Origin of the sequence: Hydrogenophaga sp. A37, assembly GCF_002001205.1 — a bacterium.
Lineage (GTDB): Bacteria > Pseudomonadota > Gammaproteobacteria > Burkholderiales > Burkholderiaceae_C > Hydrogenophaga.
The window spans coordinates 1-23,224 of sequence record NZ_MUNZ01000062.1 but is presented as its reverse complement, the minus strand read 5'-3'; the positions used below and the strand labels follow the sequence as shown (position 1 = coordinate 23,224).

The 23,224-nt window shown below is 66.7% G+C and carries 21 protein-coding genes; 12 read left to right on the top strand and 9 right to left on the bottom strand.

Annotated features, from left to right (window positions below; all coding sequences use genetic code 11):
* The first annotated feature begins 7 nt into the window (after positions 1–7).
* The 3 genes from B0E41_RS03565 to B0E41_RS03555 all read left to right on the top strand — a co-directional run bounded on the left by B0E41_RS03565 (position 8) and on the right by B0E41_RS03555 (position 3,832).
* Positions 8–1,465: a nickel-dependent hydrogenase large subunit gene (locus B0E41_RS03565; RefSeq protein ID WP_077328895.1), complete on the top strand. Its 1,458-nt coding sequence runs from the start codon at positions 8–10 to the stop codon at positions 1,463–1,465.
* Between the two features lie 119 nt (positions 1,466–1,584).
* Positions 1,585–2,928, top strand: coding sequence for an ATP-binding protein (locus B0E41_RS03560; protein ID WP_077328893.1), 1,344 nt, complete (start codon positions 1,585–1,587; stop codon positions 2,926–2,928).
* A 145-nt stretch (positions 2,929–3,073) separates the two neighbouring features.
* Entirely contained in the window at positions 3,074–3,832 is a 759-nt protein-coding gene (locus B0E41_RS03555; protein WP_077328890.1) for a TSUP family transporter, read from the top strand.
* A 199-nt stretch (positions 3,833–4,031) separates the two neighbouring features.
* Here the strand turns inward: B0E41_RS03555 and mrdA are convergent, their stop codons facing one another.
* The 4 genes from mrdA to B0E41_RS03535 are packed head-to-tail and all read right to left on the bottom strand — an operon-like array spanning position 4,032 to position 8,568.
* On the bottom strand, positions 4,032–6,008 hold the full coding sequence (mrdA, locus tag B0E41_RS03550; RefSeq protein WP_077328888.1) for a penicillin-binding protein 2: 1,977 nt from the start codon (positions 6,006–6,008) through the stop codon (positions 4,032–4,034).
* Positions 6,005–6,535: a rod shape-determining protein MreD gene (gene mreD / locus B0E41_RS03545; RefSeq protein ID WP_077328886.1), complete on the bottom strand. Its 531-nt coding sequence runs from the start codon at positions 6,533–6,535 to the stop codon at positions 6,005–6,007. Before mreD ends, mrdA begins: the two co-directional genes overlap by 4 nt.
* Positions 6,532–7,473: a rod shape-determining protein MreC gene (mreC, locus tag B0E41_RS03540; RefSeq protein WP_077328883.1), complete on the bottom strand. Its 942-nt coding sequence runs from the start codon at positions 7,471–7,473 to the stop codon at positions 6,532–6,534. Before mreC ends, mreD begins: the two co-directional genes overlap by 4 nt.
* Before the next feature lie 51 nt (positions 7,474–7,524).
* A complete protein-coding gene (locus tag B0E41_RS03535; protein WP_077328881.1) occupies positions 7,525–8,568 on the bottom strand; it encodes a rod shape-determining protein in 1,044 nt (347 codons plus the stop codon).
* Between the two features lie 263 nt (positions 8,569–8,831).
* Between B0E41_RS03535 and gatC the strand changes: the two genes are divergently transcribed.
* The 3 genes from gatC to gatB are packed head-to-tail and all read left to right on the top strand — an operon-like array spanning position 8,832 to position 12,125.
* Positions 8,832–9,131 carry an Asp-tRNA(Asn)/Glu-tRNA(Gln) amidotransferase subunit GatC gene (gene gatC / locus B0E41_RS03530; protein WP_077328879.1) on the top strand — a complete coding sequence of 100 codons (300 nt, stop codon included), beginning with the start codon at positions 8,832–8,834 and terminating at the stop codon, positions 9,129–9,131.
* The gene (gene gatA / locus B0E41_RS03525) at positions 9,128–10,624 is read left to right on the top strand and encodes an Asp-tRNA(Asn)/Glu-tRNA(Gln) amidotransferase subunit GatA (protein WP_077328876.1); all 1,497 of its coding nucleotides are present in this window, start codon (positions 9,128–9,130) and stop codon (positions 10,622–10,624) included. The genes gatC and gatA overlap by 4 nt, the downstream gene beginning before the upstream one ends.
* 1 nt (position 10,625) lies before the next feature.
* Positions 10,626–12,125, top strand: a complete 1,500-nt coding sequence (gene gatB, locus B0E41_RS03520) for an Asp-tRNA(Asn)/Glu-tRNA(Gln) amidotransferase subunit GatB (RefSeq protein WP_077328874.1) — start codon at positions 10,626–10,628, stop codon at positions 12,123–12,125.
* A 136-nt stretch (positions 12,126–12,261) separates the two neighbouring features.
* Here gatB and B0E41_RS03515 read toward each other — a convergent pair whose 3' ends face one another.
* Positions 12,262–12,834: a DUF4124 domain-containing protein gene (locus tag B0E41_RS03515; RefSeq protein WP_253194591.1), complete on the bottom strand. Its 573-nt coding sequence runs from the start codon at positions 12,832–12,834 to the stop codon at positions 12,262–12,264.
* Between the two features lie 95 nt (positions 12,835–12,929).
* Positions 12,930–13,646 carry an orotate phosphoribosyltransferase gene (pyrE, locus tag B0E41_RS03510; RefSeq protein ID WP_077328872.1) on the bottom strand — a complete coding sequence of 239 codons (717 nt, stop codon included), beginning with the start codon at positions 13,644–13,646 and terminating at the stop codon, positions 12,930–12,932.
* Between pyrE and B0E41_RS03505 the strand changes: the two genes are divergently transcribed.
* From B0E41_RS03505 to B0E41_RS03495, 3 genes are all read left to right on the top strand, one after another.
* The gene (locus tag B0E41_RS03505; RefSeq protein WP_171984650.1) at positions 13,645–14,448 is read left to right on the top strand and encodes an exodeoxyribonuclease III; all 804 of its coding nucleotides are present in this window, start codon (positions 13,645–13,647) and stop codon (positions 14,446–14,448) included. The two genes, pyrE and B0E41_RS03505, sit on opposite strands and share 2 nt — an antisense overlap.
* Before the next feature lie 236 nt (positions 14,449–14,684).
* Positions 14,685–15,644, top strand: coding sequence for a LysR substrate-binding domain-containing protein (locus tag B0E41_RS03500; protein ID WP_077328870.1), 960 nt, complete (start codon positions 14,685–14,687; stop codon positions 15,642–15,644).
* A 39-nt stretch (positions 15,645–15,683) separates the two neighbouring features.
* On the top strand, positions 15,684–16,322 hold the full coding sequence (locus B0E41_RS03495) for an MBL fold metallo-hydrolase (RefSeq protein ID WP_077328868.1): 639 nt from the start codon (positions 15,684–15,686) through the stop codon (positions 16,320–16,322).
* 20 nt (positions 16,323–16,342) lie between these two features.
* Here the strand turns inward: B0E41_RS03495 and B0E41_RS03490 are convergent, their stop codons facing one another.
* Together B0E41_RS03490 and B0E41_RS03485 are read right to left on the bottom strand one after the other, a co-directional pair.
* Positions 16,343–16,579: a hypothetical protein gene (locus B0E41_RS03490; protein ID WP_077328866.1), complete on the bottom strand. Its 237-nt coding sequence runs from the start codon at positions 16,577–16,579 to the stop codon at positions 16,343–16,345.
* A gap of 47 nt (positions 16,580–16,626) precedes the next feature.
* Entirely contained in the window at positions 16,627–17,493 is an 867-nt protein-coding gene (locus B0E41_RS03485; protein WP_077328864.1) for a M48 family metallopeptidase, read from the bottom strand.
* 47 nt (positions 17,494–17,540) lie between these two features.
* Here B0E41_RS03485 and B0E41_RS03480 point away from each other — a divergent pair, with 47 nt between their 5' ends.
* Complete coding sequence (locus B0E41_RS03480; protein WP_143433639.1) at positions 17,541–18,947, top strand: AmpG family muropeptide MFS transporter; 1,407 nt, start codon at positions 17,541–17,543, stop codon at positions 18,945–18,947.
* On the opposite strand, the gene B0E41_RS03475 is transcribed toward B0E41_RS03480, so the two are convergent.
* Positions 18,913–20,466, bottom strand: coding sequence for an AMP-binding protein (locus tag B0E41_RS03475; protein ID WP_077328859.1), 1,554 nt, complete (start codon positions 20,464–20,466; stop codon positions 18,913–18,915). The genes B0E41_RS03480 and B0E41_RS03475 overlap by 35 nt on opposite strands.
* 179 nt (positions 20,467–20,645) lie before the next feature.
* Between B0E41_RS03475 and B0E41_RS03470 the strand changes: the two genes are divergently transcribed.
* Complete coding sequence (locus tag B0E41_RS03470; protein WP_171984649.1) at positions 20,646–21,377, top strand: response regulator transcription factor; 732 nt, start codon at positions 20,646–20,648, stop codon at positions 21,375–21,377.
* 169 nt (positions 21,378–21,546) lie between these two features.
* Complete coding sequence (locus B0E41_RS03465; protein WP_077328857.1) at positions 21,547–22,806, top strand: HAMP domain-containing sensor histidine kinase; 1,260 nt, start codon at positions 21,547–21,549, stop codon at positions 22,804–22,806.
* The last annotated feature ends 418 nt before the right edge of the window (positions 22,807–23,224 follow it).

The following is a 23,224-nucleotide window of genomic DNA, read 5'->3' as shown; positions in this document are numbered from 1 at the left end:
GCACGCCATGAGCAGACTTCTCGTTGGTCCGTTCAACCGCGTCGAAGGCGATCTCGAAGTTTCGCTCGACATCGCCGACGGCCGCGTCACCTCCGCCCAGGTCAACGCCACCATGTACCGCGGCTTCGAGCAGATCCTGCAGGGCAAGGTGCCGCACGACGCGCTGGTCTATGTGCCGCGCATCTGCGGCATCTGTTCGGTCTCGCAGTCGGTGGCGTCGGCGCGTGCGCTGGCCGACCTGGGCGGCATAGCGATGCCACCCAACGGGCAGCACGCCACCAACCTGATCCTGGCGACAGAAAACCTGGCCGACCACCTGACGCACTTCTACCTGTTCTTCATGCCGGACTTCGCCCGCCCGGTTTACGCGGGTCACCCCTGGCACGCCGAAGCCCAACGCCGCTTCGCACCCGACCACGGTGAACAGGTGCGCGCGGCCACGGCGGCGCGTCAGCGCTGGCTCACGCTGCTGGGCACGCTGGGCGGCAAGTGGCCGCACACGCAGTCGATCGAACCGGGGGGCTCCACCCGCGCCATCGACGCCGCCGAGCGTGTGCGCCTGCTGGCCAAGGTGCGCGAGTTCCGCAGCTTCCTGGAGCGCCAACTGTTCGCCGCGCCGCTCGAAGCCGTGGCCGCGCTGGACAGCGAAGCCGCCCTCTGGGACTGGCATGCGCAGGACCCGCTGGGGGGCGACCTGCGCTTCTTCCTCACGCTCGTGCGCGACCTGCAGCTCGACACGCTCGGTCCCGGGCCGGACCGCTACCTGAGTTATGGCGCTTATGCACAGTCGGGTGGTGGCTGGGCCCTGCCCGGTGGCGTGTGGCGCGCGGCCGAAACGCGGCTGGAGGTGCTGGACGCGCGATGCATCACCGAAGACGCGACCCACGCCTGGCTGGCCCACGCGCGCGAGCCGCTGCACCCGCTGCATGGCATCACCCGCCCCGAGCCCGACAAGCCCGGCGCCTACACCTGGAACAAGGCGCCGCGGCTGGGGGGCGAGGTGGTCGAAACCGGCGCCATCGCGCGCCAGCTGGCCGGCGGCATGCCGCTGGTGCGCGACGCGGTGGCGCGGCACGGCGGCACGGTCTACACGCGTGTGCTGGCGCGGCTGATCGAGCTGGCGCGCGTGGTGCCGCTGATGGAATCCTGGCTGCAGGCGATCCGCCCGACCGAGGCGTTCTGCGTGCCGACCGCGTTGCCCGACGAGGGCAGTGGCGTGGGCCTGAGCGAAGCCGCGCGCGGCAGCCTGGGCCACTGGCTGGTGGTGCGGCGCGGCCGCATCGCCAACTACCAGATCGTCGCGCCCACGAGCTGGAATTTTTCACCGCGCGATGCCGCCGGCACGCCCGGTGCGCTGGAGCAGGCGCTGGTGGACGCGCCGGTGCTGGAAGGCGAAAAAACGCCTGTCTCCGTCCAGCACATCGTGCGTTCGTTTGACCCTTGCATGGTGTGCACCGTGCACTAGATGGAACACCCCCGCGCCGCTTCGCGTCACCCCCTCAAGGGGGCGACACCAGCCGTCTGGCAAAGCCAGCCCGGCGGTGTCCTTGCAGGAGGCACTGCTCGTTCGACAATCGCTTTGTTATGACCAAAGACCGAGCACCCAGCCCCCTGCCCACCGTGTCCATGGAAGGCGTTGACGAGTCCACCTGGCTGGACGTGATCCAGAAGATGGACGAGGTCTACACGCGGCTGATCGACGACGAGGTCGAGCTGGAGAAGAAGAACACCGAGCTGGAGCAGTCACAGCAGTTCATCTTCAGCGTGCTCACGTCCATGTCGGACGTGCTGGTGGTCTGCGACGAGCGCGGTCTGATCGAACAGGCCAACGCGGCCCTGTGTGAGCTGGTGGGTCGCAGTGAAGAACAGTTGCGCGGCAGCGGCCTGGCCGATCTGCTGGCCGACGCCGCAAGCGTGGACGCGGCGCGCGCCGCGATGGACCGGTCCGACGCACCGCGCGCCGGCCAGGGCATCGAGCTCAACCTGATCGACACGCAGGGCCAACCGGTGCCTGTGGACGCGAACTGCACGCCCCGTATCGGCCCCAACGGCCGGCGCGTTGGCACCGTGTGGGTGGGCCGGCCCACGGCCGAGCTCAAGCGCGCGTACCACGAGATGCGCGCCGCCCACGAGGCCTTGAAGCGCACGCAGCAGCAGCTGCTGCATTCGGAAAAGATGGCCTCGCTCGGCCAACTGGTGGCGGGCGTGGCGCACGAACTCAACAACCCGATCAGCTTCGTGCTCGGCAATGTGCACGCGCTGCGCAAGTACTGCGACCGGCTGCAGACCTACATGGCCGCGCTGCACGCGCACGAGCCCGAACCGGTGCTGCAGGCGCTGCGCCAGAAGCTGCGCATCGAACACCTAATGGGCGACCTGCCCTCGCTGATCGAAGGCACGCTCGAAGGCGCGCAGCGCACCGCCGACATCGTGCACGGCCTCAAGCGTTTTTCGGCCATGGACTCCGAAGAGCGTGTGCCGGTGAACCTGGTCGAGGTGATTGAACGCGCCATCCACTGGGTGCAGAAAGGCCGGCCCACGCCGGTGGACGTGCGCTGGCAGGCGCGCGCGCCCTGCACCGTGATGGGCAGTGCGGGGCAGTTGCAGCAGGTGATGATGAACCTGCTGCAGAACGCGTTCGACGCCGTGGGCGGCCCTGGTGTGGTGTCACCTTGTGTGTGGGTAGCGATGGCGAGTGAGGGCACGCAGGTGCATGTGACCGTGCGCGACAACGGACCGGGCATCCCGCCCGAACACCTGCTGCGCATCTTCGACCCCTTCTTCACCACCAAGCCGGTGGGCAAGGGCACAGGCCTGGGCCTGTCCATCAGCTACGGCATTGTCGAACAGCACGGCGGGCGCCTGAGTGCGCGCAACGCAGAGGGTGGAGGGGCAGAGTTCGTGCTGGAGCTGCCCAAAGTGAAGTAATGCGCGCTCCTTTCTCCGGAGCGCGTGCCTGAACCCAGCACACGCCGAGGATCCGGCTTTGCCGGTCCCAGGGCGTGGTCCCCCTGGGGGGAAGCCGCGCAGCGGCGCAGGGGGTGTCATCCTTCAGGGGGGTGACAATCCTTGCATGGAATTGCTGCTCGTCTCTATTGCTTCGCTGTTCGCCGGTTTTGTGGACTCCATCGTCGGCGGCGGCGGCCTGATCCTTGTCCCGGCGCTGTTCGCGGTGTTTCCCAACACCCACCCGGCCACGCTGTTCGGCGTCAACAAGGGTGCGTCGATCTGGGGCACGGGGGTGGCCACGGTGCAGTACGCGCAGCGGGTGCAGATGCCCTGGCGTGCGCTGCTGCCGGCCGCGCTGGTGTGTTTCGCCGGCTCCATGCTGGGCGCCTGGACGGTGACCATCATCTCGCCCGACTTTCTGCGCCGCGCGCTGCCGTTGGTGCTGCTCGGCGTGCTGCTCTACACCCTGGCCCGCAAGGACCTGGGCCGCCACCACACACCGCACTTCACGGGCCGTCAGGAAGCCATGGCCGCCGCCACGCTGGGCGCCACCATCGGGTTTTACGACGGTTTTTTTGGCCCCGGCACGGGCAGCTTCTTCGTGTTCCTGTTCGTGCGCTGGCTGGGCTACGACTTCCTGCACGCCAGTGCCAGCGCCAAGCTGCTCAACACAACCTCCAACCTCGCGGCGCTGATGCTGTTCGCCTGGAAGGGCCACGTCTGGTGGCATTTCGCGCTGGTGATGGCCGTGGCCAATGTGGTGGGCAGCCTGCTCGGTACACGGCTCGCGCTCAAGCATGGCAGCGGTTTTGTGCGCGCGGCGTTCATCGTGGTGGTGACGGCGCTGATCCTGAAGACCAGCTACGACGCCTGGTGGAGATGACCCACCCCCGCCGCGCTTTGCGCGACCCCCTCAAGGGGGCGGCACTGGCCGTCCGGCAAAGCCGGCCCGGCGGTGCCCTGGGATCAACTCCCCCGGCGGCGCGACATGTCTTGTTCGAGGATGCGGTGGAACCGGCTTCGCCGGGCCACTCGCATCGCCCCCTTGAGGGGGTGACGCCGCAGGCGGCGCGGGGGTGGACTTATTTCGCGGCGGCGGGGGTGGTCACATCCTCTTGCGGCCACGGGAGTGAACTCGCCTTGAGTGGCGCTCCGATGGGGGCGGATGCCTCGCCCTTCTGTACCGCGGCCAGGTCCTGCGGGTTGGGGTACTGGTCCATCAGCAGGTAATCGAACACGCGGCGCGCGATGGGGGCGGCGCTGGTGGCGCCGAAGCCGGCGTTCTCCACCACCACGGCCAGTGCGATGCGCGGCTGCTCCACGGGCGCGAAGGCGATGTAGAGCGAGTGGTCGCGCTGGTGCTCTTCCAGCTTGCGCGCGTCGTAACGGTCCTTCTGGCCGATGGTCACGGCCTGCGCGGTGCCGGTCTTGCCGCCACTGGTGTAGCCGGCGCCCGCGAACACGCGGGTCGAGGTGCCCTCGGTGGTCACGCCCTGCATCGCGCGCAGCACGATGTTGATGTTCTCGCGCTGGTAGCCCATGTCCACCGGTGCCTCCAGTGGCAACGGCGTGCGCTCACGGGTCACCACGTTTTCGGTCGCCAGCGTCAGATGCGGTTTGTATTTGATGCCGCCGTTGGTGAGCGTCGCCAGCGCATGCGCGATCTGCAGCATGGTGAAGTTGTTGTAGCCCTGGCCGATACCGAGCGAGATGGTCTCGCCCGCGTACCAGCGCTGCTGCTCGGGCCGCTTGTAGTTGTTGCGCTTCCACTCCTGGTTGGGCAGCACGCCGCGCACCTCGCCTCGCAGGTCGATGCCGGTGATCTGGCCGAAACCCAGCGGTGCCATGAAGTCGTGCATGGTGTCCACGCCCATGTCGTTGGCCAGCGAGTAGTAGTAGGTGTTGCTGGACTTGACGATGCTGCGGTGCATGTCCACCGCACCCAGGCCGCCGTCGCCGTGGCTGCGGAAGCGGTGGTTGCCGAACATCCAGTAGCCCGGGTCGTTGATGATCGCGGTGGCGCTGCGCGTGCCGGTTTCCAGTGCACCCAACGCCATGAAAGGCTTGTAGGTGGAGCCGGGTGGGTAGGTGCCGCGCAGCGCGCGGTTGAGCAGCGGCTTGTCGAGCGACTCGTTGAGCGTTTTCCAGTTCTCGACGTCGATGCCTTCGACGAACAGGTTGGGGTCGAAGGTGGGTTTGCTCACAAAGGCCAGCACCTCGCCGTTGCGTGGGTCGATCGCGACCAGCGCGCCCCGGCGGTCGCCGAACATGTCTTCGATCAGCTTCTGCAGCTTGATGTCGATGGCGAGCACCACCGTGTTGCCGGGCGTGGCGGGCGTGTTGGCCAGCGAGCGCACGGCGCGCCCGCCGGCCGAGGTCTCGACGCGGTCGAAGCCGGTGATGCCGTGCAGCTCGCGCTCGTAGTGCTGTTCGGCGCCGAGTTTGCCGATGTATTCCGTGCCACGGTAGTTGGCCTGCTCCTCTTCCGGCCAGTCTTCGATGGATTCCTTTTCGCGCTGGTTGATGCGGCCGATGTAGCCCACCACGTGGCTGGCGATCTCGCCGTGCGGGTAGTGACGGATCAGGCGCGCGCGCACGTCCACGCCCGGGAAACGGTAGCGCTGCACGGTGAAGCGCGCCACCTCCTCGTCGGTGAGGCGCGTGCGGATGGGCAGCGAGTCGAAGCTGCGCGACTCTTCCAGCAGCTTGCGAAAGCGCCGCTTGTCGCGCGGCTCGATGTTCACCAGGGTGCCCAGGGCGTCGATGGTGGCCTCAAGATTCTCGACCTTGGAGGGGGTGATCTCCAGTGTGTAGGCCGAGAAGTTGGTGGCGAGCACGCGGCCATGGCGGTCCAGGATCTGGCCCCGGTTGGGCACCACCGGCAGCACCGCCGTGCGGTTGCTCTCGGCCTGTGCATCCAGGTCTTCGTGGCGCATCACCTGCAGGTACACCATGCGCGAGGCCAGCAGGCCAAACGCGATCACCACCGCCAGTCCCGCCACCAGCACCCGGGTGCGAAACTGCGCCAGGTCGGCTTCGACGTTGCGCAGTTCGGTCATAGAGGCCGGTTGTCGTCGGGGTCTGGCGCGCGGCGCTGAGGCGCGAGCAGCATCACGCTGGCCACTGGCCAGAGCGCGGCTTCGATCATCGGGGCCAGCAGGTAAGACCAGCCGGGAAAGCTGCCACCCGCGATCATGCCGACCAGCAACTCCAGCAGGTGAGCCGCGAAAAACAGCGGCAGCACCTGCACCGCCTGGGTCGGCACGCCGAACCACAGCAGGCGCCGGTGCATGAAGACCGCGGCGTAGCCGAGCACGGTGTAGGCGAGGGCGTGCTGGCCCAGCAGGGCACCCTGCTGCACGTCCATGGTCAGCCCGAACAGAAAGGCCACGCCCACGCTCACGCGCAAGGGCTGGTGCACGCTCCAGAACACCAGCACCACGGCCAGCAGGTCCGGCACCCAGGCACCCCGACCCCACAGGCCCATGTTCATGACCATGTTCGACAACAGGGCCACGAACAGGCTGAACCAGATGAACGCGGGGTTGGCGGGCAGCAACAGTTGCTGCCCGGGTCGCATGATCATGGCGCGCTCCTCGCATTGGCTGTGTCCGAGGCCAGGCGCCGGGGCTTGGCGGCGGTGGCCGGCAGCGGTGACGGCGGCAGGCCCTGGCCCACAGGGGTGAGCACCAGCACATGCAGCGCACCCTGCACGCGCGCCAGCGGGGTGCAGTTGATGCGGGTGAAGGAGGACTCGGCCCGGCGTTCGACGCGGGCGATCTTCGCGACCGGCAGGCCGGCGGGGTAGACGCCATCGACACCGCTGGTGGTGAGCAGGTCGCCCTCGGCGATGTCGGCATTGGACAGCGTGTAGCGCAGCTCCAGGCCATCGCCGTCCACCCCGGGCTGACCATAGACCACGCTGCGCAGGCCGGTGCGCGCGTTGAGCACGGGGATCGCCTGATCGCGGTCGATCAGCAGCGTCACCTCCGACACCAGCGGGTAGACGCGCGTCACCTGCCCCAGCACGCCGCTGTCGTCAATGACGGGCGAGCCGGCCACGACGCCATGGGTCTGCCCCCGGTCGATCACGACCTTGCGAGAGTACGGGTCGGCCGCGTCGTAGAGCACCTGGGCGCCGGTGGTGGCTGTGGTGATGCGTTCGCGCATGACCAGCAGCTCGCGCAGGCGTCGGTTCTCCAGTTCGAGTTGTTCGAGCTGCAGGGATCGTTCGGCCTGCGAGGCCAGCTTCTTCTGGGCCAGCGATTCGTTCTGCTGGGCCTGGTGCAGGCTGGTGAAATAGCCCCCTGCCTGACCGACCGCCTCAATGGGCTGCAGCACCAGCCATTGCACCGGATACAGCGCCGTGGCCAGCGCGCTGCGCAGCGGAGCGGTGATGCCGAAACGTGTGTCCGCCACCATCAGGAACAGCGCCATGGCGCTGAAAACCATCAGTTTGGACAAGGCCGAAGGACCCTGTTTGAAAAACGGGGGAGGCGTGCGATCCAGGGTGCCCAGTGGCATGGATGGGTGGGCTCGCTTGTGTGGATGGGGCCGGGAACCGGCGCCGTGCCTTTATTCGCTGGTGAAAATGGTGCCCAGGCGCTCCATGCGCTCCAGGGCCATGCCGCAGCCACGCACCACGCAGGTCAGCGGCTCTTCGGCCACCAGCACCGGCAGGCCGGTTTCTTCGGCCAGCAGGCGGTCCAGGTCGCGCAGCAGCGCGCCACCGCCGGTCAGCATCATGCCGCGCTCGGCGATGTCGGCGCCCAGCTCGGGCGGGGTCTGTTCCAGCGCACTCTTCACGGCCGAGACGATGCTGTTGAGCGGGTCGGTCAGGGCCTCAAGAATCTCGTTGCTGGAGATGGTGAAGCTGCGCGGCACGCCCTCGGACAGGTTGCGGCCCTTGACTTCCATTTCCTTGACTTCGGAGCCGGGGAAGGCCGAGCCGATGTTCTTCTTGATCGCTTCGGCGGTGGGTTCGCCGATCAGCATGCCGTAGTTGCGGCGGATGTAGGCAATGATGGCCTCGTCGAAACGGTCACCGCCCACGCGCACGCTGCCTTTGTAGACCATGCCGCCGAGCGAAATCACACCGACTTCGGTGGTGCCACCGCCGATGTCCACCACCATGGAGCCCGACGCGTCGGACACCGGCAGGCCGGCGCCGATGGCCGCGGCCATGGGTTCTTCGATCAGGTACACCTCGGAGGCGCCGGCGCCCAGGGCCGACTCGCGGATGGCGCGGCGTTCGACCTGGGTGGAACCGCAGGGCACGCAGATGATGATGCGCGGGCTCGGCTTGAACATCGAGCGCGGATGCACCATCTTGATGAACTGCTTGAGCATCTGCTCGGTCACGGTGAAGTCGGCGATCACACCGTCTTTCATCGGGCGGATGGCCTCGATGTTGCCGGGCACCTTGCCCAGCATGGCCTTGGCTTCCTTGCCGACAGCCTGAATGGTCTTTTTGCCCTGAGGGCCGCCTTCATGGCGGATCGACACCACGGAAGGTTCGTCGAGCACGATGCCTTTGCCGCGAACGTAAATGAGGGTGTTGGCGGTGCCAAGGTCAATGGCCAGGTCGGTCGAAAACTGCCGACGGAACGCTTCAAACATGGTGCAAAAATCCTGTGGGGCACGACCGCCGCTTCGTGCGGTCATCGCCGGGTGCTGGACGGGAGGTCGGGGCTTTAAGTCTTTGATTCAGCGGCAAAAAGCGTGCTGAAACGGGTACTTCCGCTAAACCTTGGATAATACCGTATCCCCTGTGCATAACTGTGCCGTCCGAGGGGAGCAGTCATCACTTTACAGGCCGTTTCAGGGGCATTTCAGCCTCCAACAGCCCGTTTCTTTCCACTTACACCGGTTCCCGTCCTGCCATGTCCCTGACCTTGTCCGACATCGGGCGCATCGCCAATCTGGCGCGTCTTGAACTCTCCGGGCCCCAAAGCGAGCGCATGCTCAGCCAGCTCAACGGCTTCTTCGACATCGTCGAACAGATGAACGCGGTGGACACCACCGGCGTGGAGCCACTGGCCCACCCCACGGCCGTGATCGACCACGTGAGTCTGCGCCTGCGCCCCGATGTGGCCAGCGAACCCAACAACCGCGAAGCCAACCAGAAGAGCGCGCCTGCGGTCGAGCGCGGCTTGTTTCTCGTGCCCAAGGTGATCGAATGAGCGCACAAGAACTGCATCAGATGGGCGTGGCCGAACTGGCCGCCGCCATCGCTGACAAAAAGACCTCCAGCGTCGAAGCCGCGCAGCACCTGCTGGCGCGTGCCAGGCAGCACGCCGGCCTGGGCGCCTACCTGGCCTTCAACGAAGACCTTACCCTGGCGCAGGCCAAGGCCGCGGATGGGCGCGTGGCTGCCGGTGAGCGCGGCCCCTTGCTGGGCGTGCCACTGGCGCACAAGGACATCTTCGTCACCCAGGGTTTTCCCACCACCGCCGGATCGAAGATCCTGGAGGGCTACCAAAGCCCGTTCGACGCCACCGTCGTGGCCCATCTGGCCCAGGCCGGCGCCGTGACGCTGGGCAAGCTCAACTGCGACGAGTTCGCCATGGGCTCGGGCAACGACAACTCGGCCTACGCGCCGGTGCACAACCCCTGGGACACGGCCCGTGTGCCCGGCGGCTCGTCGGGCGGTTCGGCCGCCGCGGTGGCCGCGCGCCTGGTGCCCGCCGCCACCGGCACCGACACCGGCGGCTCGATCCGCCAGCCCGCCAGCTTCACCGGCATCACTGGCATCAAGCCCACCTACGGCCGCTGCTCGCGTTATGGCATGGTGGCTTTCGCTTCCAGCCTCGACCAGGCCGGCCCGATGGCGCGCAGCGCCGCCGACTGCGCCACGCTGCTCACCGCCATGGCCGGGCCCGACATCGACCGCGACTCCACCAGCCTCGACCACCCGGCCGAGGACTACACGCGCCTGCTGGGCGCGCCTCGTGATGGTGCGACCGCTGCGCAGCCGCTCAAGGGTTTGCGCATCGGCCTGCCCAACGAATTCTTCGGTGAAGGCTGCGCGCCCGACGTGATCGCTGCCGTGCGCGCCGCGCTGTCTGAGTATGAAAAGCTCGGCGCCACACTGGTCGACATTTCGCTGCCGCGCACAGAATTGTCCATCCCGGTTTACTACGTCATTGCACCCGCCGAAGCCTCGTCGAACCTGAGCCGTTTCGACGGTGTGAAGTTCGGCCACCGCGCCGCACAGTACGACGACCTGACCGACATGTACAAAAAGTCACGCAGCGAGGGCTTCGGCCCCGAGGCGCAGCGCCGCATCATGATCGGCACCTATGTGCTGAGCCACGGTTACTACGACGCGTACTACCTCAAGGCGCAGCAGATCCGCCGCCTGATCGCGCAAGACTTTCAGCAGGCTTTCACCCAGTGCGACGTGATCGCCGGCCCCGTGGCGCCCACCGTCGCCTGGAAGATCGGTGAGAAAAGCGACGACCCGGTCGCCAACTACCTGGCCGACATCTACACCCTGTCCACCTCGCTGGCCGGCCTGCCCGGCATGAGCGTGCCGGCCGGCTTCGGCGCCGCGAACATGCCGGTGGGCCTGCAACTGGTGGGCAACTATTTCAAGGAAGGCGAACTGCTGCAGACAGCCCATGCTTTCCAGCAAGCCACCGACTGGCATCTGAAGACGCCGGAGGGCTTTTGACATGAGCAACACCAACAAACCCCCCCTGGTGCAAGGCTACGAAGTCGTGATCGGCTTCGAGACCCACGCCCAGCTCGCGACCCAATCCAAGATCTTCAGCCGCGCGCCCACGGCGTTTGGCGCCGAGCCCAACACGCAGGCCTGCGCGGTGGACCTGGCCCTGCCAGGCACGCTGCCGGTGATGAACCGCGGTGCGGTCGAGCACGCCATCCGCCTCGGCCTCGCGCTGGGCTCGCACATCGCCGAGCAAAGCGTGTTCGCTCGCAAGAACTACTTCTACCCCGACCTGCCCAAGGGCTACCAGATCAGCCAGTTCGAGATCCCTGTGGTGCAGGGCGGCGAGGTGAGCTTCTTCCTCGGTGACGAAAAGAAGACCGTGCGCCTGGTGCGCGCTCACCTGGAAGAAGACGCGGGCAAATCGCTGCACGAAGACTTCATCGGTCAGAGCGGCATCGACCTGAACCGTGCCGGCACGCCGCTGCTGGAGATCGTGACCGAGCCCGACATGCGTTCCAGCGCCGAGGCCGTGGCCTACGCCAAGGAGTTGCACAAGACCGTGACTTGGATCGGCATCTGCGACGGCAACATGCAGGAGGGCAGCTTCCGCTGCGACGCCAATGTGTCGGTGCGCAAACCCGGGGCGCCTCTGGGCACGCGCCGCGAGATCAAGAACCTGAACTCGTTCAAGTTCATGCAGCAGGCGATCGACTACGAGATCCGCTGGCAGATCGAAGAGATCGAAGACGGCCGCGCCATTCAGCAGGCCACGGTGCTGTTCGACCCCGACACCGGAGAGACGCGCGCCATGCGCACCAAGGAAGACGCGGCCGATTACCGCTACTTCCCGGACCCGGATCTGCCGCCGCTGGTGATCGCGCGCAGCTGGGTGGAACAGGTGAAAGCCGGCATGCCCGAGTTGCCGCGCCAGATGGCCGAGCGCCTGGTGCAGACCTACGGCCTGCCTGAGTACGACGCCACCACACTCACGCAGAGCCCGGCGATGGCGGCCTACTTTGAGACGGCCGCCAAGGCCAGTGGGCAGGCCAAGATGGCCAGTAACTGGATCATGGGCGAAGTGTCGCGCCGTTTGAACAACGAAGACACGGATATTTCCTGCGCCCCTGTGCCAGCGGACTACTTGGCGGCAATGCTGAACAAGATTGCCGATGGCACCATTTCAAACAATGCGGCCAAGATAGTCTTTGACTCCTTGTGGGAAGGTCGTCGTGGTGCGTTTGGTGTCGCAAATGCTGACTTAACTCAAGCTGCGATTGCGATTCACGAAATCATCGAATCCAAAGGCCTCAAGCAGATGAACGACAGCGGCGCGCTGGAAGCCATCATCGACGAGGTGATGGCCGCCAACGCCCCCATGGTCGAGCAGTTCCGCGCCGGCAAAGACAAGGCCTTCAACGCTCTGGTGGGCCTGGTCATGAAGGCCAGCAAGGGCAAAGCCAACCCGCAACAGGCCAACGACCTGCTGCGCCAAAAGTTGCAATAAAGCAGAAGGGGGCGCGGACCCGCCAGGCATTCAGCCGGAGCGCGTGCCTCAACCCAGCAAACGCCGTGGAACCGGCTTCGCCGGGCCACTGGCGTTGGTCCCCCTGGGGGGAAGCCGCGTCAGCGGCGCAGGGGGGCTATCGAGTGCTCCAGAGCATCTTCAGCTTGGCCAGTTCCTCGTCAAACCGCGTATTGACGCGCTGCTTTTCCTTGCCCTGGTCGTTCAGGAAGCGGGTTTGAATCTGGATCTGCTCCGCGTTGTCCTCGATCTTCCGTTTGAGCCAGGATGGCACTTTGGTGACGTCGTTCTGATAGAACTCCAGCTCGATATCGATGTCGCGGCGCTGTTTGACCAGTTCTTCCCCGCGCTTCTTGACCGCACCAATCACATCGTCGATCTGCGCCAGCGCGTCGGTGCGCTCTTTGTCGTGGACCGCCTGGTTGGGGTAGCGGATCAGCAGCGCGCGGTCCCGCCGTTTTTCTTCTGCCACCCGCGAACGCTCCGCTTCTTCCACCTTTTTCTGCGCGTCGAGGCGGGCGCGTTCATCGGCGGTGTAGCTGGGTGGCAGCACGCGCTTGACCACGCCGGAGTTGCTCAGCTCGCGCTGTTCCCGGTCCAGGCAATCGACGATAGGGCGGTCGGAGGTGATGCGCCGCCCCTTGCCGTCGATGCAGCTGTAGATGCCGGCCTTGCTTTTGTCCTGTGCCAAGGCGGCAGAACTCAGCGCCACCAAGGCACACCCCAGTGTTGCGAGTCGCAGCGCCTGAGCAACAGGAATCGGGATGAAAACGGGCAAAGGATTCCTCAAGCGACGCCGTAGCGCTCGCGGTAGGCCAGCACGCGGTCGTGGTGGCTGGACAGTTCGTCTCCTGTGTGCACCGTCAGATAGTGCAGCAAATCCGACAGCGTCGCAATGGCGCAGACCTGCATCCCCAGCTGCCGCTGCACATATTGAACCGCACTGTGGTCCACGTCACGCACCTGTCCGTCGGCGCCCACTTCGGTGGCCTTTTCTTGGCGGTCCAGTGCGATCACCACCGCGTGCGGCGTGGCGCCGGCGGCCTGGATCAGGGCGATGGACTCGCGCGCAGCGGTGCCGGCCGACATCACGTCGTCGACGATCAGCACCCGGCCCTTGAGCGGCGCGCCCACCAGCGAGCCGCCTTCGCCGTGGTTCTTGGCTTCCTTGCGGTTGTAGGCAAAGGGCACGTTGCGGCCCAGACGGGCCAGCTCGATGGCGACCGCCGCACCCAGCGGAATGCCCTTGTAGGCGGGCCCGAAAATCATGTCGAATTCGATGCCGCTGGCGATCAGGGCCTGTGCATAGAATTGCGCGAGCCGGCCGAGTTTGGCGCCATCGTCAAACAAGCCGGCGTTGAAGAAATAGGGCGAGAGCCGCCCGGCCTTGGTCTTGAATTCGCCGAAGCGCAGCACGCCCGAGTCCACGCAGAACTGCACGAAGTCCTGTGCCAGTTCATCTTTTCCTGCGGCGTTGTCCGCCACACCCACTTCCAACGACATGGAGAATTCCTTGTTCAAACTGACCAGCCTCAACCTCAACGGCATCCGTTCAGCCACCAGCAAAGGGCTGGAGGCCTGGCTTGCCGGACACTCGCCCGATTGTATTTGTGTGCAGGAAGTGAAAGCCCAGGCGCCCGATGTGAGCGGCCGCTTTGAAGCCATGGCGGGCCTCAAAGGCCATTTTCACTTTGCCGAGAAGAAGGGCTACTCAGGTGTGGCGGTCTACACGCGCCATGAGCCCAGCGACGTGGTGATGGGTTTTGATGCCGGCGAGTTCGACGCCGAAGGCCGCTATGTCGAACTGCGCTTTGACACACCGACGGCCAAGCGATCCATCATCAGTGTGTACTGCCCCAGCGGGTCGTCGGGCCCGGAGCGACAGGAGGCCAAGTACCGCTTCCTCGATGTGTTCTACCCGCATCTGATGGCGCTCAAGGGCCAGCGCGACTTCATCATCTGCAGCGACGTCAACATTGCGCACCAGAACGCCGACCTGAAGAACTGGCGCAGCAACCAGAAGAACAGCGGCTTCCTGCCCGAAGAGCGCGCCTGGATGACCAAGTTGCTCGCCGACGGCGGCCTGGTCGACGTGTACCGCCGCCTGCAGCCCGACACCACCGACACCTGCTACACGTGGTGGAGCAACCGGGGCCAGGCCTACGCGAACAACGTGGGGTGGCGGCTCGACTACCACCTGGCCACACCCGCGCTGGCGGCCCACGCCAAAACCGAAGCCATCTACAAAGGCGAAAAGTTCAGCGACCACGCGCCGATCACGATCGAATACGACTTCACACTCTGAGGTCGGGCGCCCGCGCCGGGGAGCCAACGGCCCGCACTTCCGGTAAGAGGTGCTTTTTGCCGGCATCGGGTGCCTGATCGGCGGGAGGCTTCCGGCGGGTGGCTGGAAGTGAGCGTCGGCAAAGTTGGTGAACGCATTACAGTGGCGCTAGAGTCATCTGTCCAATACCGATTGTGCTACCTGCCATCTTGAAACAAGATGGATGTCACCCTCTGACCGGTCATTCCTTCTCCACCATGGAACTTCGACAGCTGCGCTACTTTGTGGCCATCGCCGACAGCGGCAGCTTTTCCAAGGCCGCTGAACGGGTGTTCGTCGCCCAGTCGGCGCTCAGCCACCAGGTGGCCCAGCTCGAAGAAGAGCTGGGCGTCAGCCTCTTTCTCCGCTCCCGGCGCGGGGTGGAGCTCACCGATGCCGGGCAGCGTTTTTTGCCGCACGCGGTCGCTATCCTGCGCCAGGCCGAGGAGGCGCTGCGCAGCGCACGCCACACTGGCGACGAGCCGCGCGGCAAGGTGGTGTTCGGCATCCCGCACAGCGCTTCCAACGCATTGGCGCTGCCCCTGCTGCGCGAGGTCCACCAGCGCTATCCCCGAATCGAGCTCGAACTGACGGAGGAACTCACGGGCAATCTCACGCGGCAGTTGCGCACCGGGCAGATCAACCTGGCCGTGCTGTTCGACGACGGCCACCTGGGCGGTTTCACCAGCACGGGCCTGCTGAGCGAGCAGCTGTGCCTAATCGAGCCCGCCGTGCCGGGCACCACGCCGGCCGCGACGGTCACGCTGGCCCAGGCGCTGGCGCAGCCGCTGATCCTGCCGGCAAGCCCACACGGCGTGCGCCCCATCATTGAGGCGGCCGCGGCCCGCTCTGGCCTCGCACCGCCCCAGGTGTTCGCCGACATCAGCTCCATCAGCATCCTGCGCACCACGCTGCTGGCCGGGCTGGGGCACACCCTGTTGCCCGTCATGCCGTTGCGGCCGGAGATTGACGCCGGCCTGCTGGTGGCGAGGCCGGTGGTGAACCCACCCCTGGAGCGCATTCTGGTGCTTTGCGCATCGGTGCACATACCGCTGTCGTCGGCGTCCCAGGCCGTGGCCAGCCTGGTCGTGGGGCTGGTGCAGCGGCTCTGCACCGAGGGACACTGGCCCGGCGGAACCCTGCTGTCTGGCGATGCCAGCGTTCCCCAGCCCGATTGATACAGTACCGCCAGCCTTTCAACGCCCACTCCGAGATCCATGTTCCAGTACCTCACCGTCCCCGTCACCGCGTTCGCGCAAAACTGCTCCATCGTCTGGTGCGATGAAACGATGGACGCCGCCGTCATCGACCCGGGGGGTGAGCTGGAGCGTTTGCTGGCCGAGGTGAAGCGCCTGGGCGTCACGCTCAAAGCCATCTGGCTGACCCACGCCCACATCGACCACGCGGGCGGCACGGCCGAGCTCGCCGCTCAGCTGGGTCTGCCGATCATCGGCCCGCACCCGGGTGACCAATTCTGGATCGACGGCCTGCCGCAGCAGAGCGCCATGTTCGGTTTTCCGCCGGCGGGCCATTTCACGCCCACGCGCTGGCTGGCCGATGGCGACACGGTGCAGATCGGCCACTGCACGCTCAACGTGCGCCATTGCCCCGGCCACACACCGGGCCATGTGGTGTTCCAGTCGCCAGAGGCGCAGCGCGCCTTCGTGGGCGACGTGCTGTTCGCGGGCAGCATCGGCCGCACGGACTTCCCTCAGGGCAATCACGCGCAGCTGATTGCCAGCATCAAGGAGCGGCTTTGGCCGATGGGCGATGAGACGGTGTTCATCCCCGGGCACGGGCCGGAGAGCACGTTTGGGGAGGAGCGGCGCTTCAATCCGCACGTCCAGGGGGGCTGAGCGGCCCGCCCGGTCAAGGCTCAGAGGCCGAGCAGCTTCTTGGCGTCGCCGAGGGCCTTCATGGACTCGTCGTGCTTGCCTTCCTTGTGCATTTTTTCGCCTTGCGCACGCAAGGACTTCACCTTGTCCATGTCTTGCATGGACAGGCTCGGGCTGGTGCCGAGCTTGGCGTCGATCGCCTTCATTTCGTTGGGGCAGTTGTGGGCATAGGCCACAGAGCACAACAGCAAGGCGGACGCGGTGATCAGGGTTTTCATGGTGCATCTCCTTCGGGTGGGTGTCGGCGGGTGCCGACGGGCGGATGCTAGCCCCGCCGGGCCCGCTCGTACAGGCCCATCACCTTCGGCACGTTCGCCTGCAGTTCCTTGATGCGGTTCGGTCCACTGGGGTGGGTCGAGAGAAACGCCGGGCCGCCGCCCTTGTTGGCCGAGGCCATCTTCTGCCAGAGGCTCACGCTGGCCTGCGGCTGGAAGCCGGCGCGGGCGGCCAACTCCAGTCCCACGAGGTCGGCCTCGGACTCGTCTTCCCGGCTGAACTTGAGCGTGAGCAGCTGGGAGCTCAGGTCGGCGGCGACGGTACCGATGTTGCCCAGGCCCAGCAGCTCGGCGCCCAGGCGCAGGCCGAGGTTGGTGGCGCTGCTTTTGGCCAGGCGCTCGCGCGCGTGCTCACGCAGCGCATGGGCCATCTCGTGGCCCATGATCATCGCGGCCTCGTCGTCCGTGAGCTTGAGCTGGCTCAGGATGCCGGTGAAAAAGGCGATCTTGCCGCCGGGTAGGCAGAAGGCGTTGATCTGGTTGCTCTGGATCAGCGCCACCTGCCACTGCCAGTCCTTGGCGCGCGGGTTCCACGCGGCGGCGTGCGGAATGATGCGCTGGGCGATGGCGTGCAGGCGCTGGGTTTGCGGGTGGTTGCTGGGCAGCAGGGCGTTTTTCTGCTTCGCCTCCTGCACGGTTTGCACAAACTGCTGACTGCCAGCCTTTTCGATGGCGTCGGCGGGAACGAGCTTGCGCATGCTGGAGGCTTTGCCAACGTCGACCTGCGCAGCGGCGGGCAAGGTGACGGCTGCCGCGCCCGCGAGCATGAAGGCGCGGCGCGCCTGCCAGGGGCCGCGCTGTGGGGCATCTTGGGAGATGGGGGCGGAGGATGTCTTGAGGTCGCAGAGAAAACACATGGGTCAATAATAGGCAAAGCGCCCGCTGGGTGCACCCCATTGCCTCAATGACCGAGAACGCCACCACCACTTCGCCACCACCCACCACAGTCCGACCCAGCTGGGGCGAGACCCTGCGCGCCTACCTGGAGCCCGCCAGCCTGCGCATGTTTGCGCTCGGCTTCTCGGCCGGTTTGCCGCTGTTGCTGGTGCTGGGCACGCTGAGCTTTCGTCTGCGCGAAGCGGGGCTGGACCGCACGACCATCGGTTACCTGAGCTGGGTGGGGCTGGCTTACGGCTTCAAGTGGTGCTGGTCGCCCCTGGTGGACCGGCTACCGATCCCGCTGCTCACGCGTTGGATGGGGCGGCGTCGCAGCTGGCTGCTGCTGTCGCAGGGCGCGATCATGGCGGCGCTGGTGGGCATGGCGCTGTCAGACCCGCGTACCGGGCTGAATGTGGTGGTGTGGTGCGCGCTGGCGGTGGCGTTTTCCTCGGCCACGCAGGACATCGCGCTCGACGCCTACCGCATCGAGTCCGCCGACGCACGGCACCAGGGCGTGCTCGCCGCCACGTACCAGACGGGTTACCGGCTGGCGATGATCTGGGCGGGTGCGGGCGTGTTGTGGCTGGCGGCGCGGGCCGAGGTGGCGCCGGTGGCGCAGGCCGCCGCGATGGCGGTTGATGCGATCAAGCCCGAACCGGGCGCGCTGTACCAGAACGCGGCCTGGACCACGGCCTACCTCGTCATGGCCGCGAGCATGCTGGTGGGGGTGGTGACGGTGCTGTTCTCGCGCGAGCCGGTGCAGCTGGCCGTGCCCCCCGCGCGCAACGCGGCCGAGTGGTTCCGGGGCGCGTTTGTCGAGCCCTTTGCCGATTTCCTGAAGCGCTACGGCAAGCAGGCGCTGCTGATCCTCGCGCTGATCGGCGTCTACCGCATCAGCGACGTGGTGATGGGCATCATGGCCAATCCGTTCTACGTGGACATGGGCTACACCAAGGACGAGGTGGCGGCGGTGACCAAGATCTACGGCGTGATCATGACCCTGGTCGGCGCCTTCATCGGCGGTGCGCTGTCGCTGCGGCTGGGCGTGATGCGGGTGCTCATGCTCGGCGCGATCCTGTCGGCCGCGAGCAACCTGTTGTTTGCCTGGCTCGCGGGTCACGGTCACGATGTGACGGCGCTGATCGCCGTGATCTCGGCCGACAACCTGAGCGCGGGTGTGGCCTCGGCCGCGTTCATCGCCTACCTCTCCAGCCTGACCAACGTGACCTACTCGGCCACGCAGTACGCGCTGTTCAGCTCCATGATGCTGCTTGCGCCCAAGTGGCTGGCGGGTTATTCGGGCGCGTTTGTCGATGCCTACGATTACCCGACTTTTTTCACGGCAACGGCACTCCTCGGCGTGCCCGTCCTCGCGTTGATCTGGCTCGCCACGCGCCTCATTCCGTTGCCGGAGCGCCCAGCAGGGTCTTGAGCGCGGCCTTCTGCACTTTGCCCAGCGCGGTCTTGGGCAGGGCGTCCATCCGCAGCCAGCGCCGGGGCCACTTGTAGCGCGCCAGCCGGCCGTCGAGGAACCGCTGGAAGGGCGCGGCCCAGCCGTCGCCCACCTCCGTATCGGGCTGCAGCACCAGCACCGCGACCGCCACTTCGCCCCAGCGCGCGTCCGCCTGACCGACCACGCTGCACTCAATCACCAGCGGGTGCTGCAGCAGCAGGTTCTCGATCTCGGCCGGGTAGATGTTTTCGCCGCCCGAAATGATCATGTCCTTGGCGCGGCCGACCACGGTGTAGCTGCCGTCGGCAGCCCGTTGCGCAAGGTCGCCGCTGTGGAAAAAGCCGTCGGCGTCGCAGGCGGTGCGGTCGGGCCAGTAGCGCGTCACCACGTTCGGCGCGCGCAGGCAGATTTCACCCACGGCGCCGGGAGCCACCACCGCGCCCAGGGGATCGCGCAGTTCCACCTCGACGCCGGGCGCTGGCCAGCCGCAGGAGCCGGCATGGTCCTGGGCATGTTCCGGTGGCAGGGCAATCGAGAACGGGCCAGTCTCGGTGCTGCCGTAGACATTGCAGACTGGCACGCCGCGCGCATGAAACGCCGCCAACGGTGCGGGCGGCAGCAGGCTGGAGCCGGCCCAGACGGCGCGCAGGCTGGACAGGTCGGTGCCGGTCCACCGCGGGTGTTCGGTCAGCGCTTTGAGCGTGGCGGGCACCTGCAGCGTGAGTGTGGGGTGTTCGGTGGCGATGGCCTGCAGCGTGGCGCTGGCGTCGAAGCGGCTGTGCAACAGCACGTGCGCGCCCACCGAGAGGGCGGGCAGGGTCTGGATGCACAGGCCGCCCACATGGAACAGCGGCAGCCCGGTCAGCACGGTGTCGCTCGCCGTGAGACCTTGCACTTGCGCCGCCATCGCCATGTTGGCCAGCAGGTTGCCTTGCGTGTGCACGGCGGCCTTGGGCGCGCCGGTGGTGCCCGAGGTGTAGACCAGCAGCACAGGGTGGTCCGTGGCGCCGGTCGCTGGCGCGGGGAGGACGGTGGGGCAGGTCTGCGTGTTCAGGTCGCGCAGTGCGATGTTGACCGGCCCGCCTGGTACGGCGCACAGGGCGGTGGCAGCCTCGGCGAACGCCGCGTCGTGCACCAGACAGCGCGGCGTGCAGTCGGCCAGCACAGCCGCCCACTCGGCGGGCGCGAGCCGGTGGTTGAGCGGCACGAGCATGGCGCCGAGTCGCGCCAGCGCGAACAGCAGTGCGATCTGGGTCGGGTGGTTCAGGCCCAGCCAGGCGACGCGGTCGCCCGCCTGAACGCCCCAGCGGGTGGCGAGGTCCTGCGCCAGTGCATCGGCCTCTCGCATCAGGCCGGCGTAGCTCAGGGTGGGGATCGCCGCCTGGCCGGGCTCTCGGCCGCTGAGCGCCGGGGCATCGGGCCGGGCCGTCGCCAGATCGTGCAGCAGCGCGGTCATCGAAGGGGCGGGCAGCGGCAGCGGAGAGGACGGGGTGAACATTCACGCAACTTTACGCGAGCGATCCACGCGCTTCACGCGCGTGCGCGACCATGCGTTTGGTATGGCCTTGTTCACCGATCCGCCGCCGGGCCGCCCCAAGGCGGATCAGCCCCCGTGGGGGGCAACGACCCGCGCAGCGGTGGAGTGTGGGGGCCACCTACCTCGCTACACTGAAAGCCATGAACGCTCCAAGCCCCACCCGCCTCCTGATGATCGAAGACGACGCGCGTCTGGCGCAGATGGTCACCGAGTACCTGGCCCAGTCCGGCTACGCCGTGACCCACGCGGGCGACGGTGAAAAAGGCCTGGAGCAGCTGCCGATGCTGCAGCCCGAACTCGTGATCCTTGATTTGATGATGCCCGGCATCGACGGGCTCGAAGTCTGCCGCCGCATCCGCGCGCTGCCCAACGACTGCGCCCGCGTGCCGGTGCTGATGCTCACCGCCAAAGGCGACCCGATGGACCGCATCATCGGCCTCGAACTCGGTGCCGACGACTACCTGCCCAAACCCTTCGAGCCGCGCGAGCTGCTGGCACGCATCCGCGCGGTGCTGCGCCGCCGGGGCGAGCCCACGGGCACCGCGACCGCCACACGCAGCACGCCGGTCTTGCGCTTTGGTTCGCTGGAGATTGACCGCGACGCGCGCACCGTGCAGGTGGGCAGCGGTGTGTGCGACCTGACCTCCTACCAGTTCGACCTGCTGGTGGCGATGGCCGAGCGTGCCGGGCGCGTGCTCACGCGCGACCAGATCATGGAGGCTGTGCGCGGGCGCGAGCTGGAGGCGTTTGACCGCAGCATCGACGTGCACATCGGCCGCATCCGCAACGCCATCGAGGCCGACAGCAAGGAGCCCAAGCGCATCCTGACGGTGCGGGGTGTGGGCTACGTGTTCGCGAAACAACAGGATTAGAGGTGACCTCCCCCTGCGCCGCTTTGCGTCTTCCCCCTGGGGGGGACAACGCCTGCAGCCCGGCGAAGCCGGTTCTGCGGCGTTCCCGCGTGGGCCACACCGCGTTGGCTGGGCATGGTGGGTGCAGGCGCCTGTATCTGTGCCGCTGGTTCGGCTTTGGAGCGTGGCGATGAAAGGCTTGTGGGGTCAGCGCCTGTATCTGCGCATCTGGCTGGCGGTGGTGGCGGCGGTGGCGGTGTTGGCGCTGATGGCGGGTTGGTTGTGGCAGATGGCGCTGGACCGCGACCGCGAGGAACGTGACGCGCGGTCGGCGCGCGAGATCTTTCTGCGCAACGGCGCGGGCGAAATCGTCGGCCAGGCGCCCGCCCAAGCGGTGCGCGTGCCCGGTCAGGGATTGGAATTTCAGGTGGAGATGAAAGACGGCCAGACGCTGTACATCCAGCTGCCGCGACCCAGCCGACCACCCGGCAGCACGGCGTCAAACCGCCGCAACCTGTTTGGCCTGCAGTCGCCGTATGGATTTGCCTGGCTGCTGGGGCTGGTGGCGTTGGCCGTGGCGCTGGGCGCTTACCCCATCGTGCGCCGCCTGACCAAGCGCCTGGAGGCCTTGCAGCGTGGCGTGGAGCGCTGGGGGCAGGGCGATCTGAGCACGCGCCTGCCGGTGGCGGGTGAGGACGAGGTGGCCTTTCTGGCCGAGCGCTTCAATTCGGCGGCCGAGCGTGTGCAGACCCTGATGCTGTCGCACAAGGCCTTGCTCGCCAACGCCTCGCACGAGTTGCGTTCACCGCTGGCGCGCATCCGCATGGGGCTGGAGCTGCTGGGCCACGACGCGGCGCACGCGAGCCAGCGCGCCGAGGTGGCCCGCAACATCGAGGAGCTGGACCAGCTGATTGACGAGATTTTGCTGGCCAGCCGGCTGGACGTGCGCGACGCCAACGAAGCGTCGGCCATCGGTCCGACCGAAGAGGTGGACCTCGTGGGGCTCGCGGCAGAAGAATGCTCACGCACCGGCGCCGAACTCGATGTGGCGGAAGGCATTTCACCGGTGCTGGTGCAGGGGCATGCCAAGCTGCTGCGCCGCCTGTTTCGCAACCTGCTGGAAAACGCGCGCCGCTATGGTCAGCCGGTGGGCGCGAACGGCGTGGTCGAGCCGGTGCGGCTGGGCATTGCGATGCACACGAGCGTTCGCGGTCCGGCCATGGTGCGGGTGTGTGTGGAAGACCGGGGGCCTGGCGTGCCGGCCGAGTTGCGCGAGCGCATCTTCGAGCCCTTCTACCGGCTGCCCGGTGCCAGCGAGAGTGTGGGTGGCGTGGGCCTGGGTCTGTCGCTGGTCAAGTCGATCGCGAACCGCCATCTGGGCAGCGTGCATTGCGAAGACCGGCCGGGCGGTGGCGCGCGCTTTGTGGTGGACCTGCCCGTGGCTTTGTAACTGACGGTAATTACTGTTTCAGTAAAGGGCTGGCGCTCTTCGGCCGCCAGTGTGTATCCATAGGCCTTTGGATATGATTTTTGGCCTGCCCGTTGGTTGAAGTGCAACCAAGTGCTGCTGCGCTCCCCCAAATGGGGGATGTACGAAATACTTATTGCAACGCACAATTTGCGAGTTGCTGTCACAACATCACCAATCAAAGATCCGGCAAACACAACACGTTTTGCAACGTTTGAAACTGGTCTCCCAACGACGTCCTTCCAAGGACTTTCAAAGCCACCGCAAGGTGGCTTTTTTTTGGTGCGCCCAGCATGGGCGCACACCTGCGGGTGCAAGTCCCGCTGCGAGCTGGTCACAGTGAGCAAAGTGAAGCGCAACTGCGTGAGGGCGACCGAGCGTAGGAAGGAAGCGTGGAGCG

Coding starts and splice junctions, on each gene's coding strand:
- B0E41_RS03475 (WP_077328859.1), bottom strand. CDS start 20,466: ATGTTCACCCCGTCCTCTCCGCTGCCGCTGCCCGCCCCTTCGATGACC.
- B0E41_RS03535 (WP_077328881.1), bottom strand. CDS start 8,568: ATGTTTGAAGCGTTCCGTCGGCAGTTTTCGACCGACCTGGCCATTGAC.
- pyrE (WP_077328872.1), bottom strand. CDS start 13,646: ATGTCGTTGGAAGTGGGTGTGGCGGACAACGCCGCAGGAAAAGATGAA.
- mrdA (WP_077328888.1), bottom strand. CDS start 6,008: ATGACCGAACTGCGCAACGTCGAAGCCGACCTGGCGCAGTTTCGCACC.
- B0E41_RS03495 (WP_077328868.1), top strand. CDS start 15,684: ATGTTCCAGTACCTCACCGTCCCCGTCACCGCGTTCGCGCAAAACTGC.
- gatA (WP_077328876.1), top strand. CDS start 9,128: ATGAGCGCACAAGAACTGCATCAGATGGGCGTGGCCGAACTGGCCGCC.
- B0E41_RS03470 (WP_171984649.1), top strand. CDS start 20,646: ATGAACGCTCCAAGCCCCACCCGCCTCCTGATGATCGAAGACGACGCG.
- B0E41_RS03465 (WP_077328857.1), top strand. CDS start 21,547: ATGAAAGGCTTGTGGGGTCAGCGCCTGTATCTGCGCATCTGGCTGGCG.
- mreC (WP_077328883.1), bottom strand. CDS start 7,473: ATGCCACTGGGCACCCTGGATCGCACGCCTCCCCCGTTTTTCAAACAG.
- B0E41_RS03500 (WP_077328870.1), top strand. CDS start 14,685: ATGGAACTTCGACAGCTGCGCTACTTTGTGGCCATCGCCGACAGCGGC.
- B0E41_RS03555 (WP_077328890.1), top strand. CDS start 3,074: ATGGAATTGCTGCTCGTCTCTATTGCTTCGCTGTTCGCCGGTTTTGTG.
- gatC (WP_077328879.1), top strand. CDS start 8,832: ATGTCCCTGACCTTGTCCGACATCGGGCGCATCGCCAATCTGGCGCGT.
- B0E41_RS03505 (WP_171984650.1), top strand. CDS start 13,645: ATGGAGAATTCCTTGTTCAAACTGACCAGCCTCAACCTCAACGGCATC.
- B0E41_RS03560 (WP_077328893.1), top strand. CDS start 1,585: ATGACCAAAGACCGAGCACCCAGCCCCCTGCCCACCGTGTCCATGGAA.
- B0E41_RS03485 (WP_077328864.1), bottom strand. CDS start 17,493: ATGTGTTTTCTCTGCGACCTCAAGACATCCTCCGCCCCCATCTCCCAA.
- mreD (WP_077328886.1), bottom strand. CDS start 6,535: ATGATCATGCGACCCGGGCAGCAACTGTTGCTGCCCGCCAACCCCGCG.
- B0E41_RS03490 (WP_077328866.1), bottom strand. CDS start 16,579: ATGAAAACCCTGATCACCGCGTCCGCCTTGCTGTTGTGCTCTGTGGCC.
- gatB (WP_077328874.1), top strand. CDS start 10,626: ATGAGCAACACCAACAAACCCCCCCTGGTGCAAGGCTACGAAGTCGTG.
- B0E41_RS03480 (WP_143433639.1), top strand. CDS start 17,541: ATGACCGAGAACGCCACCACCACTTCGCCACCACCCACCACAGTCCGA.
- B0E41_RS03565 (WP_077328895.1), top strand. CDS start 8: ATGAGCAGACTTCTCGTTGGTCCGTTCAACCGCGTCGAAGGCGATCTC.